Genomic DNA, 16,996 nt, shown 5'->3' with positions numbered 1-16,996 from the left:
AGAAAGCCCTCTGTCGCAATTTGCATGACAGAGGGCTTTTATTTTAGAAAGGTTTAATGCTTATTTGTTTTTCGTGATTACCGGTTTATGATCAACCATAACCACTTTTTCTTTATTATCTACCTTATCCTTCTTTGCATTTTCTGCAAGGTGATGTCCGCCCAAGATTGGAGCAATCACCAACCCTACCAGACAAGTCAATTTGATCAAGATATTCATGGAAGGACCGGAAGTATCTTTGAATGGATCACCAACGGTATCACCGGTTACAGCTGCTTTATGGGCATCTGAACCTTTAAAGGTCATCTCACCATTGATCATAACACCAGCTTCAAAGGATTTTTTGGCATTATCCCAAGCACCACCGGCATTATTTTGGAAGATTGCCCACATGACTCCGGAAACCGCAACTCCCGCCATATACGCTCCTAATGCCTCTGCTCCCATCACAAACCCAACAATGATCGGCGTGATAATGGTGATGGCACCCGGCAACATCATTTCGCGCAGGGCGGCTTTGGTGGAAATATCCACACATCTTCCATAATCAGGTTGACCTGTTCCTTCCAAGATGCCTGGAATTTCACGGAATTGCCTTCTCACTTCGTTCACCATATCCATGGCTGCTTTACCTACCGATTGCATCGCCAAAGCGGAGAATACAACCGGAATCATACCACCAATAAACAAGGCAGCCAATACATCGGCCTTAAAAATATTGATACCATCAATTCCTGTAAAAGTCACATAAGCTGCAAATAAAGCGAGTGCGGTCAATGCTGCTGAAGCAATGGCAAAACCCTTTCCTACCGCAGCTGTAGTATTACCCACCGAATCCAAAACATCCGTACGCTGACGCACCTCTTTTGGCAATTCGCTCATTTCCGCAATACCGCCGGCATTATCAGCAATTGGTCCAAAAGCATCGATGGCTAATTGCATCGCTGTGGTCGCCATCATCGCTGAAGCCGCAATTGCCACGCCATAGAAACCCGCCAGTTCGTATGAACCCCAAATTGCCAATGCAAATAGGATAACTGAAGAAGCCGTCGATTTCATACCGGTTGCTAATCCCGCAATAATATTGGTCGCTGCACCGGTAGAAGAATTCTGTACAATATTCAAAACTGGTTTCTTACCCAAACCGGTATAGTATTCCGTGAAAGATGAAATCAAACCTCCAACGGCTAAGCCTACAATGGTTGAATAGAATATGTTCATTCGAGGGACATCCTGATAGCCTTCACCAAAAAACTTCATCTGGATAACCTCTGGCAACATATACTGGATCAAAAAGAAACAAGCAACCACCGTCAATAGGATCGATGTCCAGTTCCCCATATTTAAGGCCTTCTGTACTTGATTTTCGCGGGCATCATTCGATGAAACCTTAACCAGGAATGTACCGATAATAGAGGCTAAAATACCTACTCCTGCAATCACGATAGGAAGCAAGATCGGTCCCATGCCATTAAATGCATCCGTAAACTGCGATCCATTTACTTCCGACATGTCCTTGATGATATAGTTTCCCAGCACCATAGATGCCAATACGGTTGCTACATAAGACCCAAATAGATCGGCCCCCATCCCTGCTACGTCACCCACATTATCACCAACGTTATCGGCAATGGTTGCCGGATTACGAGGATCATCCTCTGGAATCCCAGCTTCCACCTTACCCACTAAATCCGCTCCAACGTCTGCTGCTTTGGTATAGATACCACCACCAACACGTGCAAATAGGGCAATTGACTCAGCACCTAGGGAAAAGCCTGCCAGAGCCTCCAAAACAACGGTCATCTCCAGGTAGAAATTACCACCCTCGGACAAAAACATCTTAAGGAACAACAGAAAGAAAATACTCAATCCCAATACCGCCAATCCGGCTACGCCTAATCCCATAACGGTACCTCCAGAAAAGGAAACCTTTAGGGCTTGTGGTAGACTGGTTCTGGCTGCTTGGGTTGTTCTGACATTGGCACGAGTCGCTATCCGCATCCCGATATTCCCTGCCAAAGCCGAGAAAAAGGCACCACAGACAAAAGCAACGACAATGATCCAATGGGAAGTCTCTACCAAGGTAGAAACGATAAAAAGTGCAATCGAGGCGATCACAACAAAAATTAACAGGATTCGGTACTCCGCTTTTAGGAAAGCCATCGCCCCCTCTTGGATACTCTTGGAAATGGATTGCATCTTGCCGTCGCCAGCATCTTGCTTACCAACCCATCCTGCTTTGACAAACATAAATAACAGACCCAATACAGCGAGTGCTGCTGGTAAATAGATGATAAATTGTTCCATACAAAGTTTATTTGGTTAGTATTAAAGATAACACATTTTTTTATCAATATACAAGCGTACAAAAACTTGTTTGTTTTTGTACTCAATCGATAAACCTTGGAGGAACAATCACTTATGCTTAAGATTTTTTATGCTGGAATTGGTTAGAGGGCATTCCAACTATAGTGCTCGTTTTCCAATTTCACTTCATCGGAATCCAATAGTTTTCGGAGGACTTTGAGGCGGTCCTCATCTTTGCCTATCTCAATAGCTTCGATCAGGTCATGAAGCAACATAGGCTTTGCCAGCAATAGGAACTGGATCTTCTTTTCTATAGACTCGGCCAAACCCGATTTATGCTCGCGGACCACACAGAGATCACATACGCCACAAGGTTCCTTGGCTTCTTCTCCAAAATAATGCTGCAAACTCAAACTCCGGCAATCCTTGCTGTCCAGATAATGATATATGGCCTTTACCTGATCCTCTTTGATCAGTTTTCGTTCTGCAATAAACGCGGTATCGATGTAGAGGTTCTTATAGTCCACCCTTGGCTGTAAAAATTGTAATTGTGGTGAATCAGTCTTGGCCACATAGGTCATCAGCTCCTGTTGTTGCAGGTACCGCATCATCCGAACAACCTCTTCATAGGGCTTGCTTAACTTCTTGGCAATTTCAAATTCATTGATCGGGACATAATAATCAAATACACCACCATAAATCCGCAAGATGGCCTTGATCAATGGATCATACTGCGCACTCTGGACCTGAAATTTATAAAGCTCCTGAAAATCCACCTCGAATTTAATCCTTGCCGGAATATACACCGCTTCACTTAATGACAACCATTTATCTCTTTCCAGGAATTTCAAGGAGCTCAGGGTCTTGACCACATCCAGCTTATATTTCTTGGCAAAATCGACCACATCAAAATCATAGGTCAACCCTTTCCCAGCACCGTACGCAATCTGGAAATAATTACAGAGATGATGGTAGACTTGTTGGATATATTGAAAATCCGGAAAGCTCAAATCTATATTTTCCCAGAGTTCATTTCGATCAGCTTGTTGATACAACAAGACTGGAAATGCTTTTTTTCCATCTCTACCTGCCCTTCCAGCTTCTTGATAATAGGCCTCTAGGGAGTCTGGAATGTCCAGGTGAATGACAAAACGTACATCAGGCTTATCTATTCCCATCCCAAAGGCATTGGTCGCTACAATGACCCGTACCTGGTTACTGGTCCAAGCATCCTGTTTTTTGGAACGGCTTTGCATATCCAATCCGGCATGATAGTAATCAGCCGGTATACCATGGTTCAACAGATAGCGAGCCACCTCTTGGGTTTCCCGACGGTTCCTTACATATACAATTCCCGTTCCACCGACCTTGGAGATGATCTTCAACATCCGACCCATCTTATTGTCTTCCTTGAAAACCATATAACCCAAGTTTTCCCTTCGGAAACTCTTGGAGAGTACATTTGGCTTCGCAAATCCTAATTTTTCCTGTATATCTTCAACGACCTTAGGGGTAGCGGTGGCGGTCAAGGCCAGTATCGGAACTTTGGGTTGTAATTCCCTTAACTTGATCAGTTCCAGATACGATGGGCGAAAATCATATCCCCATTGCGAAATACAATGGGCCTCATCAATGGCAAACAGATTCACCTTCATGTGGCGAATCCTTTCTTGGACCATATCGTTGTACAATCGCTCCGGTGCCAAATAGAGGAATTTGATATTGCCGAAAATACAGTTGTCCAATGCAATATCCACTTCTCGATGCGACATACCTGAATAAATGGCAATCGCTGGAATATTTCGCTTGCGTAGATTTTCGACTTGATCTTTCATCAGAGCAATCAATGGACTGATCACGATGCAGATCCCTTCTTGGAGCATGGCAGGTACCTGGAAACAAATAGATTTCCCGCCACCGGTTGGCATCAAAGCCAAGGTGTCATTTCCCAACAGGATCTCATAGATTATCTCTTCCTGCAAGGGACGGAATTTATCGTATCCCCAGAACTCCTTTAATATGGATAAGCTCGTTTTTTCCATCTTGATTACTCTCCCAAACATACGCAAAATTATCCTTCAATATGTAATAAGCCCTGTTTACCCTTTTTAATTCTGCCACTGTCTGCTCGATATACCAATCTGAATTGGACCCATCCAAAATGCACATAGAAGCATTCAATTCACTCGGTAGCTGCGCATTCTTTCTGAGCAATAAAATCTTGGAAGCCTGGTGATCATGGACCTTGGTATTTTGGATATATAGGTCCATATCATCATAGAGATGTAGGCATTGGTTTTCATCCTTAACCTTCAAGCTGGCAAACTGAATATCTTTTGGATCCACATACTTCTTTAAATCTGGCAATACTGAAAACTGCAGGCTTTTATGCTGAAGAGAATCACAGGTACTCAAGAGCAGTACATCTGCACGATTGATATAGGCAATGCTCAACTCTTTTCTTGTATTATAGATTTTTACTCCCCGAAAGGATCGATGATCCAGCCTTATTTTTAGGACCATGGAAAATAGCATGACAAAGGAAATGACCGAAGTGCAGAGAAATATTTTCGACTGTTTCTGAAATCCAATAAAAAGAAAGGCAAGACCTAAGTAGCAGAGAAAGGTTACTTTCGCATCTATTACCATTCCTTTGATGCTGGAAAAAGGAATGGAATCAATGTACTTAAGGATTTGGTAGGAAAACAAAATGCATTCGTTCAAGAGATTGCCAAGGATCTCTCCTATCCCTTCAATTGAAAAAACGACTAGCCCCATGCCTAAATAAAGGATAACCGTAGATGGCAGGCTGATAAAAAGGTTGGAAAACAGAAAGAAGGTGGGAAACTGCTGGAAATAGAAAATTGCCAAGGCAGTTGTTGATAATTGTGCTGCAACGGAAATATATAACAGGTCCAATAGCTTATTGATCCATATGTGGGATGTATAATATAAACCTTGGAGTACGGGAATAAACAGCAGGATTCCAATAACTGCATGATAGGAAAGCTGAAAACCTATATCAAGAAGCATAAAGGGGTCAAAAACCAATAAAAGAAATGCAGAGGAAAAGACCGTGTTTAATGATAGGACGACCCGAGCTCGCCAATGTCCGATCAAGTACAGGCTAAACATTAATGTTGCTCGCAGCACGGCGGGGACAAATCCACAGATCAGTGCGTAAAACCATATAAAACAGAGAATTAGAAGGTATCTTGCCTTTCGACCATGTGCTAGGCGATCTATTGGTTTTAATATCCAGGTCAAAAGCAAGAACATCAAACCGACGTGCATGCCTGATACACTCAGTACATGAATGGTCCCGGTGTTAGAGAACACTTCCATCAGCTCATCGGCCATGTCGGAGCGATATCCAAAAGTAATCGCACTGGCAATCTGAAAGGCTGAAGGATCGTTGATAAATTTTCTGAAGTTCATCTGGAGCCTTTCCTGATATTGCAAAACCCAGCTTTCAAACCTGTTGATCTTGGCAATTTTCAGTCGCAACAATTGGTCTATTGGGATAAAGACCTGGTAGAATATCCCCTTCCCATTTAAATATTTTGAATAGTCAAACTGTCCTGGATTAAAGGCTGGATCCAATTCCTTAATCTTGGTTCTAAATCCAATGATATCGCCCTTGTGCAAATGGACTATGCTGGAATCTTTATCCCAAATAGTGGCCATAACCAGGATACTCTTTGGTTTTGGACCTGAAGGAAGATGTTGAAAATTCAGTTCAAGCTTACTTCTTAAAACCTGACCCTTTCTGCTTGGCTCTTCCAATAATTTCCCTGAATAGATCAGCGTTTTGGATAGATCGACTTTTTCTTTGGGCATTTTTATCGCAAGGCTCAAGACCCCCAACAGAAATAATAGGACATAGATAAGATAGTAAAGATTCCTTGATTTTTTCCGCACCCAAAACAGGAGAAGGAGAACAAACAACATTAGGATCAATAGTGCCAATCCTTGGAAATAGGCATAATTCCAATGGATCTGAAAGGAGACCAATATCCCAAGTCCGAAGCAAAAACATATCCGAAAGAAGGGAATCTGCTCTAATTTTAATTCTTGGATTTCCATGTTTACCAGGAATAACGGATTTGCAATTTTATATCCGACTTTATATTCCCCGATATCTGATCCAAGCCAGAGCCTATCTGCGTTTGACCTAGATAATGTGTCAGGGCATACCTGAGCCAAATATCAATTCCTTTAATAGGTCTCATTTTTTGGTTGAGGTAGGCGCGAAAGCCTTTTCGAAAATAAGATGGAAATGAAAATCCATACAGTACATCCCTTTCGTAAGCATATAATCGCGATTCGTAGGATTCGGCATTGAAATAGGCCAAGCGGAGGTTCCCCCCGATCCGCCAGGTAGGTTTATTCCAGATCAAATCTTGATATGCCATGAAACCATGCTTTTTCCCCAAGTTGCTTTTATGGAACTCTTTCACTTCCATCTGATGTCCAATCTGTACCGAATTATTGAGCTTGTACAGGAAGATCAGCCTCGCCTGTTGCCTGGCTACATCTGCCACAGCTATTGGTCCCTTCTGCGTAGCACGATAGTTCTCCTGAAAGAATTTATATTGATACCGTAATCGCAGATGCCCTTTCTTATACCAGATATAACTTATTTGGATGCGTCCCTGGAAGGAATAGGAAGCTTCTTTGGTCCTAAATTTCATCCAAGGAAATTTTACATAGTCTATGCTATTCATCCATTCTATTTTCCGGTTTGGTTGAAAGGCGAAACCCAGGCTCCAGGCTTTTTCATTGGACAAATGAGATTGTGCCTGAAGAGACTGAGTAAAAAAAGCATGATAATCTTTCGCATAATCCCTATAGGAAATGGAAGCAGAAAACTTCCTTCCCAGCGCTGCTATCAATCCATGGTTATGGGCCCAGCCTGATCCAATGGAATGTGCTGATTCTCCAAATAGCAACATGTTGTATAGATTGTATTGATAGTAGGCAGAAACGTTCTGTAAATTTTGACCTTCAAATCTATACCGGCTGTGGGCTTTCGTATTTAGCTTTAGGGGTAAGCTGAATTGCGTATTCAAAAGATTTGCCCCTACTTTAAAACGTTCATTCACATAACCCACCTGAATTCCGTAAACCATTTGATCGAGCCTTTTTCGATTTTTCCATTCAGTGGGCGTTCGATGTAATCCAGAATAATTGATGCGCTCGACAAAGGGTTCTTTGCCTTCGGTATTTAGGCTGGCCGAGAGGTTATTGTAGGAAAAAAAAGGGCTTAGCTCAAAGCTTTTCCTCTTGATCCGAATCGCCAAGCCACGCATAAATTTACTTTCCATCATTCCTGTATGCGGCCTGATCCCCAATCCCTGTTGCATAATGTTTGCAACAGATGCTGACCTACCCACTACAGATCCATTCCATAAGGAAAGGCCTTGACCAAACTGTAAAAGATAATCGCCCACAACAATCTGCTCAAAAGGTCCTAGCATATTGATCAAGATCGATCCTGAATAATAATCGAATCCCATCTTTTTACCCTTTATCGAAAAGGGTTCACCCGCATCTTTCTTCATGTTGAGGCTGACCTTAAGCTTCTTTCGGGCATTCCAGCGGATACGGTTGATGATCCTGTCTGGACTGCCCAAATACCTTGAGCGCTTAGGATCGGCAATCTCATAACCTCTAGGCACCTGCAATCCACGGGAATAGGTCATCATCCAAGATCCACCTGGATCCTTGAGCAATTCGCGCCAATGCCCATCTCCATCCAAAAGGTTTTCATTGACCCTGACAAAGGGAAGCAGTCTTTCTAAAGTTTCTAGATTGATGCTTGGAATAGCCTGAAGTTCCAAGGTAGAGATAAATGGTCCAGCTTTCTCGCGGTGTAGCAGGATCTGCTGTACCTGAAATGGTGAAAGGAAAATCAATTGATTTAGATCCGCTGCTGTTACGTTGTTCAAATCCAGAGGTCGCTTTAAGTATTGAGATAAAGCTTCTGCATAGTCGGAAAGACCTGCATCTACTTCACTTTCATCCAGAATCTGGTTGACTATTATTTCTTCGGTTTCACTTTCATTTTGGGCAAGTACAGAACATGAAAAAAGACATAGGGCAAAATGGGAAAGCAAACAACGAAATATACTATTCATTCAAAAAAGCAATACAAATCCACACTCGGGTTTTCATGCTAAATATCGTTTCCCTCTGTTAATCGGGAATGATCTCAATTTTAAACTAAGGCTAAGGGTACGGTACTGTAAAATAATTTTTGGTAAAGTACAGCTGAAGATCAGGACAGGGAAAGGGGAAAAAACCTAAAGAAAAATAGGGTTGAAAAATAAAAAAATCGAAAAAAGTTGGAAAACTTTACCTTACTCTTATTCGAGGCATGTTCGGGCCATATTGCGAAAATTCCGAATATGTCCCGAATAAGACCAAAATCAGAATGGGGGAAAAATTCATGGCAAATCCATGTTAAGAAAAAGTAAAGGTGGTCAAAATTACTTCTGACCACCTTTACTCTGTGAAACTTATATTTTTATCTATTCTTAGATATCTATTTTTGCGTAACGTGCATTCGCTTCGATGAACTCTCTACGTGGCGCAACCTCATCACCCATTAGCATAGAGAAGATACGGTCACATTCAGCTGCGTTCTCAATGGTGACTTGGCGAAGCGTACGTTTTTCAGGATCCATGGTCGTATCCCATAACTGCTCAGCGTTCATCTCTCCAAGACCTTTATAACGTTGAACATGTACGCTATCTTCTTTACCTGCACCTTTTAAGCGTTGGATTGCTGCCAGACGCTGATCTTCGGTCCAAGCGTATTCGAAATCTTTACCTTTCTTCACCAAATATAATGGTGGAGTAGCGATATAGACATAGCCACGTTCAATCAATTCTTTCATGTAACGGAAATAGAAAGTCAACAACAAGGTTGCAATGTGCGAACCATCGACGTCGGCATCCGTCATGATGATGATCTTGTGGTAGCGAAGCTTATCAATGTTCAAGGCCTTGGAATCTTCGGCAGTACCGATCGACACGCCTAATGCAGTGAACATGTTCTTGATCTCTTCATTTTCATAGATCTTGTGTTCCATGGCTTTTTCCACGTTCAAGATCTTACCACGTAAAGGCATGATGGCCTGAGTAGCACGGTCACGGCCTTGTTTCGCCGTTCCACCCGCTGAGTCCCCCTCGACGAAGAAAATCTCACATCTTTCAGGATCCCTATCCGAACAGTCGGCCAGTTTTCCAGGAAGTCCGGAACCACCCATTACGGTTTTACGTTGCACCAATTCTCTTGCCTTACGCGCAGCAGCACGTGCTTGGGCAGCTATCACTACCTTCTGAACGATTTGCTTAGCCTCTTTCGGGTTCTCTTCCAAATAAGAGCTCAAGATCTCGCCTACGGCAACATCTACGGCACCCATTACTTCCGAGTTACCCAATTTGGTTTTGGTCTGTCCCTCGAATTGAGGTTCTGCAACTTTTACCGAGATTACCGCAGTAAGTCCTTCACGGAAGTCATCACCGGTGATCTCGACTTTTAAGTTTTTCAATAGACCCGAATCGTCAGCATATTTCTTCAGGGTACGGGTCAATCCTCTACGGAAACCAGCAACGTGAGAACCACCTTCGATGGTATTGATGTTATTTACATAAGAATGAACATTCTCAGAGTACGTATCGTTGTATTGCAGGGCAAGTTCAACTGGAACCCCTTGTTTGATACCTTCCACATAGATTGGTTCAGGGATCAGAGCGGTTCTATTACCGTCCAGGAATTTCACGAATTCTTGAAGACCACCCTCTGACAGGTATACATTTTTCTTAAACTCGCCATTGTCCAAGATTTCCCTTTCATCGATCAAGGTCAACTTAATGCCTTTGTTCAAGAAAGAAAGCTCTCTAAGACGGTTTGCTAAGGTATCGTAGTTATATACGGTAGTAGTGGTAAAGATTTCCGGGTCAGGAATGAATGTAACAATGGTCCCTGTGACATCACTGGTACCGATTTCTTTTACATCAGCCTGAGGTTTTCCTTGTGCATATTCTTGGACAAAGATCTTACCTTCTCTATGTACTTCAGCGCGTAAATGAGTGGAAAGGGCATTCACACAGGAAACCCCCACACCGTGCAAACCTCCGGACACCTTATAGGTATCCTTGTCGAATTTACCACCGGCGTGCAATACAGTCATTACAAGCTCTAAAGCCGATTTCTTTTCTTTTTTATTGATTCCTGTTGGAATACCACGACCATTGTCGCGTACAGATACACCGTTAGATTTTAGAATGGTTACGACGATGTCGTTACAATAACCGGCAACAGCTTCATCGATAGAGTTATCGACTACTTCATAAACCAAGTGATGTAGGCCTTTTACGCCTGTATCACCGATGTACATGGAAGGGCGCTTACGTACAGCTTCTAATCCTTCTAATACCTGGATATTATCCGCTGAATACGTAGATGCATTTTTATTTTCTTCGCTCATGAAAATCCTTTAAAATTACTGTTGATTAACTTTCAAAAATACGAAATTTTCCCCTAATAATCAAATAAAAAAGGCAACGTGAACGAGCAAAATTAACATTATTTCACTATTTAAATTCCATAGGAAATAGCGGCGTTTTTAGAATAATTGAAATTTTTATATTAGGTTTGTCATTAAGAAAATCGAAATATAAAACACAGAATGAATAAACTATTAAAAATTACCTTAGGTCTTGTTGCTACTGCAGCAATCGTATCTTGTAATCAACAGGCTAGTACCCAAGCAGAAAAATCACCATCTGCAGCAACAACTACCGCTACTACACCTGACCCTACTGACAAAATCGCATATGTAAACTCGGATACTCTTTCTGAGAAATACCAATATTTCAAAGACGTTCGCACTAAACTGGAAGCTAAAGTGAAAAAAGCTCAGAGCGACCTTCAAGCGAAAGGACAAGCTTACCAACGTGAACTAGCTGAATACCAACAAAAAGCAGCGACCATGAGCGCTTCGGAGCGTCAAGCTACAGAAGAGCGTTTGGTAAGACACCAAAATGACCTTGGCCGTATGGACCAAAATGCATCTACTTCCATTGCGCAAGAAGAACAGACTGAATTCACTAAAGTGTACACCACCATTACCGACCACCTGAAGAAACACTCAGAAGGAAAAGGTTACAAATTGGTATTGACCTATTCAAAAACCAATCCTGCGGTATTGTATGCTGATCCTAAAATGGACATCACAAACGAAGTTTTAGATGCCCTAAACAAGGAATATAAAGACAAAAGCGCTGCTGACAAAAAATAAACAGTAAAGGAAATTTTGGAGATGCCCCGATAGATCGGGGCATTTTTTATGCCCTACAGTTCCCTAAAAAACTGTCAAAGGCATGCCTAGCCTTACAAATCAAATTTGTAATTTAATGGAATCTCACTAAATTTCATCTTTAAACGAAATACATGGTACGACATATCCTCCGAAAAGAAGAAAATGGTTACGATTGGTACGAGATCCTGGACCCTACCCTAGAGGACTTTATCGAACTCAAGGCAAAATACGACCTGAACGACGCTTCCATCAAGGATTGTTTGGAAATTGGCCACCTTCCCAAGATTGAGGAATTCGACAATTACCACTTCCTGATCTTGCGTTCCATTGCCGATTCCTTTCCGGAAAATTCGGATACCTTAGCGGATATCACCTTACGTATTTCGGTCTTTTATGATGAAGATTTCATCATAACGGTCCACAGGAATGAAATCCCATTGCTCAATGAACTGATTGAACTGGACAAGACCAATAAAAAGCTGAAGTCCAGCAAGAGCCTGGTCAACAGCTTGGTATCGCAATCGCTGAAAACCTTCGAAAACCTGGTGATCAATGATTTGGCCGAGAAACTGGATGATTATGAAGAGATCGTGTTTTTGCACAGAAAGCGGAAACCCTTCCTGATGAAGCTTTATTACCTGAAAAGGCAGGTAGACCTTATCAAGATAATCCTAACCCTGTACAAGGACATTGTGGACTATTTCCATATGCCGGAATACCAGAACATCTATACGCAGGACCTTAGGGACATTTACTCCAGAACGAACACCTTGTATAGGAATATAGCTGAAAACACGGCTCAGTTGCTTTCTGTTTACTTTAACATAGAATCCAACCACACCAATGAGATCATGCGCATCCTGACCATTATCTCGGTGTTCTTTATGCCATTGACCTTTATCGTCGGGGTATATGGGATGAACTTCAAATATATGCCCGAATTGGAATGGTTGCTAGGCTATCCTGCAGTCTGGATCTTGATGATCTTGGTTTCCCTGATGATCTACATCTGGTTCAAAAGGAAAAGATGGTTATAATAAAGGCGATTTCTTGGGTGTAGTAGCCACAAAATCTTTGAGATAGAAAGGCTCAAAATAGGCCACATCTTCAAATTTCTGATCCACAAATTTCTTGTAGGAAACTTCATCCTGGTAGTTGGCAATGGAATCGAAGCCAGCAATGACCTGAACCTGATCGTTATTTTCAAACGTAGTCATAAACTTATCTGCACCTGAACCGAAAAGTATCAGTCGGTATCCATCGTTCAGGTATCCATCAAATGTATGTTCATCGATGATCAAGGCTTCAGTTTCCTTATACAGGCTTCCGTCTGTGTGGAATACTGCGGTATAAACCTCTCTCCGTCTTGCATCGATCATTGGCAACAGTAGCACCTTATGATCACTTTGGGGATATTTGGCCATGAAACCGTCTTTTAGCGCTTCTAAGGTATTATTGGCGATAAGCGGGATATCCAAGGCGTAACACAGTCCTTTTGCCGTAGAGACGCCAATTCGCAATCCGGTATAAGATCCTGGCCCCATGCTTACTGCAACTGCGGCAAGCTGATCGAGGGACATGCCAGCCTTATCCATTAATTCCTGGATGAAAACGGTCAGTTTGGTCGCATGAAGATTGGGCTCATTGCCGACTACGCTGCATAGATTTTGACCATGATTGGAAAGAGAAACTGAGCACAGATTGGTCGCAGTCTCGATGGAAAGGATATACGAATTTGACATAGTGAATTAAGGGACTGGATCGTGCCCATGTCCACCCCAAGGGTTGCAACGGGCAATACGTTTAATAGTTAGCCAACCACCCTTGAAAGGGCCGTGCTTAAGAATTGCTTCTTTGCCGTATTGGGAACAGGTTGGGGAATATCGACAGCTAGCGCCGAGCAATGGCGATAGAAATAGCTGGTAAATCTTGATTATGAGCAAAAAAAGCCACTTTATGGGCAACTTAATTCCTTTCTCCCAGATTAGATTTAGATATTTCATGTTCTAGTTTACCGATCAATTGACCAAGCTTGCCCTGAAGCGTTTCCATAGGTAGCTTTTCATTACTTACGTACTGAATGGCCAGCAACAAATTTAAGGAATGATCTTGTAAAAAGGAATAGAGTTTGTCTTTCTCGAGCCTGTAACATTCCCGGGTAAGTCTTTTGATACGGTTTCGGTCCACTGCTTTTTTGAAGCGTTTCTTGGGGACCGAGGTAATGACCTGAGCGGGGAATTGCTGTTCGGGACTGGCGGGCTGGCTAAGGTAAACCACTCGGAAAGGATATACAACAAAAGAAGAACCATTATGGAAAAGATCGTCAATAGACCTTTTGCTACATAATCGTTCTTCTTTTTTAAATGTATATTTTTTCATCACGATGACCATAAAGCCGGCTAAAACAGCGCGGTCCCTATATCACCGGCGAGCGCAAGATTAACCTTTGTGACGGCTTTCGTCAGAAACTGAAAGGCGTTTTCTTCCTTTTGCTCTACGAGCAGCAAGTACTCTTCTACCATTTGCAGAGCTCATACGCTCTCTGAATCCGTGTTTATTTCTTCTTTTTCTTTGCGAAGGTTGAAATGTTCTCTTCATGACGCTTTTATGCTTGTTTTAATACTTTTAATCAAATTATCCCTCAAAAGAGGAATGCAAAAATAAAGTTTATTTCACACATACGCAACACTCTAAATCTAATAAATAAAAAAAAGCAAATTATTTGGGCCAATAACCCTCATAATTTGCTTTAGAGCATATATTTTATGCTTATTTATTTTTTAAAATATCGCGAATCTCAGCAAGCAATGCTTCCTCTTTTGTAGGAGCTGGAGCTGCTTCTGGTTCTTTTGGTTCTTCTCTTTTCAAAGAATTGATCCCTTTAATCACCAAGAAAATACAGAAAGCAATGATCAGGAACTGGATCAACACGTTGATGAAGTTACCATACGTTACGGCCACTTCGGCAACACCTGCTGCTTCGTTTCCTTCTTTGATAACATACTTCATGGCGGAGAAATCCACACCACCGGTAATGAATCCAATAGGAGGCATGATGATATCATCGACCAAGGAGGTAACGATCTTTCCAAACGCGCCACCGATAACAACACCGACAGCTAGATCAATCACGCTGCCGCGCATAGCGAATTCTTTAAATTCTTTTAAAAATCCCATAAGTTAAATAGTCTAAAAGTGAATATAATATGTTTAAATTGTTTTTCCCTTAATAGTTGTGTAATGTATTGAATATCTTACAAAAAAAGCGGTTTACATTCACAAACTAAAATTATTTTCAAAATAAATGAGTATTTTTATTGTATACTAGGTACTTGTACTGAAGTAGCCGCACACAAAACTTTAAATTATTTTTTAAAGAGAACGAATACATATAAAATTATTATATTTGAGGAAACAAATTAACTACTAAATACAATTTTTCAACCCAAATCTATACGTTGAGAAATTCAAAAAAATCATGTGAATCTAGGGTAATTTGTGTAATAACTTTATGAAAAAAATATTAATAGCCGACGACCATATTATTGTCCGACTGGGGGTTTCAACTGCCATTAAAGAGACTTTAAAAGCGGTTGAGATAGTCCATGCGCAAACATATGATGAGGTATTTGCACAATTAAAGACAACACATTTTGATTTACTTCTCCTAGATATCAATATGCCGGGAGGAAATAACATCAAGGTGATCAAGGAGTTGTTGGACATTCAACCTGACTTAAAAATCTTAGTCTTTTCTTCTTATGACGAGACCCTGTACGCCCTTCGCTATATAGAGGCTGGTGCGGCGGGCTATGTCAACAAAACGACTAGCATGACCGAATTCACCAATGCCATCAATAGCATTTTTGAACGCGGACGCTATATGTCAGAAGCCATTAAGGACCTCTATGTTCAAAAATTGACGACCAGTAAATCCAAGGTGGATAGCCTGAACCCTCTGTACAAACTTTCTAATCGCGAAATGGACGTGGCAAGACACTTAATTGAAGGATTGGGAATCATTGAGGTTTCAAACAGGTTGAACCTGAGCTCATCCACAGTGAGTACCTATAAGAGTAGAATCTTCGAGAAGCTGGGTGTACACAACATCCCAGATTTGATATCGCTGTTCAAAATGAACGCAGATAAGGAATAACCAAACGGTTATTCCTTATTTTTTTATCTTCTGCCTATGGTTTAAAACCCTTAGGTCAGATCAGCCATGCTCTTCACGGGAATGTCTTCTCGCGAAACTACATTTAAAGGCTTCTGCTCGGTAAATTCATATCCATTGGCATCTAGCTTCCAGAGCAATGGTGAAAGGAAGCTGATACAGGCTTTGGCACCTTGGTTGATCGCCGCCATATTATGCGTGTCCTTGGAATTCTTCGCTTCGTTTTCAATTTCAAAGGGCCCTGAAAAGCCGCGCTCATGCAGAACCTCCGCAAAGCTGTTCCAGTCCATATCATCAGTACCTCCAAAACCCGGAAGCATCGCGGTATAATGATGACGGTCCCAATCGCTCTGGGGCACACTGACACCCGCTCGTTTAGCAAGTTCAGCATGCACCTGCTGCATGGGATACATTCCGCCCCACTCTACCCTAGCCTTGCTGCTCAGCATCCTAGTTGTTTTTACATGTACACGCTTCAATCGCTCGATATCCATTTCTTCAATTACCTCCACGGGATCTGTATTCTGCCAGATATCATGGGAAGGATCGTATATCTCTCCATGTGCCTTGCTAGGGATCATCGTGTACATTAGTTTGCGAGCTGCCAATACGCCGGGCAGGTTGTTGAAGGTACTTGTGTAACGAGAGGAACGCCATCCTTCCATCGGACAGTTTTCGTAGACCACCGTTACGCCCAGGTCTTCTGCATAGCGGATGATGGGCTCGAAAACCCGTTTATATTCATCGAGGTTCTTTTGGAAGCCATCGATTTGGTTACCCAGCTCATGGTTATAGCCTACGAATGTCCCCACCATGACATTGTTTTCATCTCCACCCAGCAAATGAGCTATTCTGATCAGTTTTAAGAGATGGTCCTGGTTTTTCAGCCTTTCCCCCTCATCACCACCGATCATGTTCTCAAAAGCCCCCAAAGACAGCCTTAGCCCTTTATTATTGAAGGCTTCCAATGTTCTTTTGGCCTCCTCTGGACCGAAGCCTTCGTAATCCAAATGGGTAGCGGTATGGTCAGCCCTGGAACCATCCTTACGGAACACACAGAGATCAATTCCCTGCGCACCTAATTGGGCAGCAGTATCTAATAGTTCGGATTGTCCCAACTGGTCGTATGCGGAGCTCATCAGCCAAATGGGATTCTGGATCTGTTTCATCTTATATCTAGTTT

Annotated in this window: 14 protein-coding genes; 3 read left to right on the top strand and 11 right to left on the bottom strand. The window is 42.1% G+C overall.

Going from position 1 to position 16,996, the window contains the following annotated elements; all coding sequences use genetic code 11:
• Positions 1 to 60 precede the first annotated feature (60 nt).
• The 5 genes from ACWICE_RS17475 to gyrB all read right to left on the bottom strand — a co-directional run bounded on the left by ACWICE_RS17475 (position 61) and on the right by gyrB (position 10,805).
• Positions 61 to 2,307 (bottom strand): sodium-translocating pyrophosphatase, encoded by a 2,247-nt coding sequence (locus ACWICE_RS17475; RefSeq protein ID WP_454298888.1) that lies wholly within the window; start codon positions 2,305 to 2,307, stop codon positions 61 to 63.
• Positions 2,308 to 2,450: 143 nt separating this feature from the next.
• Positions 2,451 to 4,370: a RecQ family ATP-dependent DNA helicase gene (locus tag ACWICE_RS17470; protein ID WP_454298887.1), complete on the bottom strand. Its 1,920-nt coding sequence runs from the start codon at positions 4,368 to 4,370 to the stop codon at positions 2,451 to 2,453.
• A complete protein-coding gene (locus ACWICE_RS17465; protein WP_454298886.1) occupies positions 4,300 to 6,393 on the bottom strand; it encodes a ComEC/Rec2 family competence protein in 2,094 nt (697 codons plus the stop codon). Before ACWICE_RS17465 ends, ACWICE_RS17470 begins: the two co-directional genes overlap by 71 nt.
• Before the next feature lie 2 nt (positions 6,394 to 6,395).
• Positions 6,396 to 8,447, bottom strand: a complete 2,052-nt coding sequence (locus ACWICE_RS17460) for a ComEA family DNA-binding protein (RefSeq protein ID WP_454298885.1) — start codon at positions 8,445 to 8,447, stop codon at positions 6,396 to 6,398.
• Between the two features lie 399 nt (positions 8,448 to 8,846).
• Positions 8,847 to 10,805, bottom strand: a complete 1,959-nt coding sequence (gyrB, locus tag ACWICE_RS17455) for a DNA topoisomerase (ATP-hydrolyzing) subunit B (RefSeq protein WP_185214354.1) — start codon at positions 10,803 to 10,805, stop codon at positions 8,847 to 8,849.
• Positions 10,806 to 11,006: 201 nt separating this feature from the next.
• Here gyrB and ACWICE_RS17450 point away from each other — a divergent pair, with 201 nt between their 5' ends.
• Both ACWICE_RS17450 and ACWICE_RS17445 read left to right on the top strand, forming a co-directional pair.
• Positions 11,007 to 11,618: an OmpH family outer membrane protein gene (locus tag ACWICE_RS17450; RefSeq protein WP_093098363.1), complete on the top strand. Its 612-nt coding sequence runs from the start codon at positions 11,007 to 11,009 to the stop codon at positions 11,616 to 11,618.
• Positions 11,619 to 11,770: 152 nt separating this feature from the next.
• Positions 11,771 to 12,676 (top strand): CorA family divalent cation transporter, encoded by a 906-nt coding sequence (locus ACWICE_RS17445; RefSeq protein WP_185214353.1) that lies wholly within the window; start codon positions 11,771 to 11,773, stop codon positions 12,674 to 12,676.
• Here ACWICE_RS17445 and tsaB read toward each other — a convergent pair.
• From tsaB to mscL, 5 genes are all read right to left on the bottom strand, one after another.
• Positions 12,671 to 13,381, bottom strand: a complete 711-nt coding sequence (gene tsaB, locus ACWICE_RS17440) for a tRNA (adenosine(37)-N6)-threonylcarbamoyltransferase complex dimerization subunit type 1 TsaB (protein ID WP_454298884.1) — start codon at positions 13,379 to 13,381, stop codon at positions 12,671 to 12,673. The two genes, ACWICE_RS17445 and tsaB, sit on opposite strands and share 6 nt — an antisense overlap.
• Positions 13,382 to 13,387: 6 nt before the next feature.
• Positions 13,388 to 13,642, bottom strand: a complete 255-nt coding sequence (gene yidD, locus ACWICE_RS17435) for a membrane protein insertion efficiency factor YidD (protein ID WP_185214351.1) — start codon at positions 13,640 to 13,642, stop codon at positions 13,388 to 13,390.
• Positions 13,605 to 14,018, bottom strand: a complete 414-nt coding sequence (locus ACWICE_RS17430; RefSeq protein WP_185214350.1) for a ribonuclease P protein component — start codon at positions 14,016 to 14,018, stop codon at positions 13,605 to 13,607. Before ACWICE_RS17430 ends, yidD begins: the two co-directional genes overlap by 38 nt.
• A gap of 60 nt (positions 14,019 to 14,078) precedes the next feature.
• A complete protein-coding gene (rpmH, locus tag ACWICE_RS17425) occupies positions 14,079 to 14,237 on the bottom strand; it encodes a 50S ribosomal protein L34 (RefSeq protein WP_093098370.1) in 159 nt (52 codons plus the stop codon).
• A gap of 171 nt (positions 14,238 to 14,408) precedes the next feature.
• Complete coding sequence (gene mscL, locus ACWICE_RS17420; protein ID WP_185214349.1) at positions 14,409 to 14,816, bottom strand: large-conductance mechanosensitive channel protein MscL; 408 nt, start codon at positions 14,814 to 14,816, stop codon at positions 14,409 to 14,411.
• Positions 14,817 to 15,150: 334 nt separating this feature from the next.
• On the opposite strand from mscL, the gene ACWICE_RS17415 reads away from it, so the two are divergent.
• Entirely contained in the window at positions 15,151 to 15,795 is a 645-nt protein-coding gene (locus tag ACWICE_RS17415) for a response regulator transcription factor (RefSeq protein WP_185214348.1), read from the top strand.
• A 50-nt stretch (positions 15,796 to 15,845) separates the two neighbouring features.
• Here ACWICE_RS17415 and ACWICE_RS17410 read toward each other — a convergent pair whose 3' ends face one another.
• Positions 15,846 to 16,982 (bottom strand): sugar phosphate isomerase/epimerase family protein, encoded by a 1,137-nt coding sequence (locus ACWICE_RS17410; RefSeq protein WP_185214347.1) that lies wholly within the window; start codon positions 16,980 to 16,982, stop codon positions 15,846 to 15,848.
• Positions 16,983 to 16,996 lie beyond the last annotated feature (14 nt).

It is taken from the genome of Sphingobacterium sp. NPDC055346, from assembly GCF_053645235.1.
This window is presented reverse-complemented; position numbering and strand designations above follow the sequence as displayed.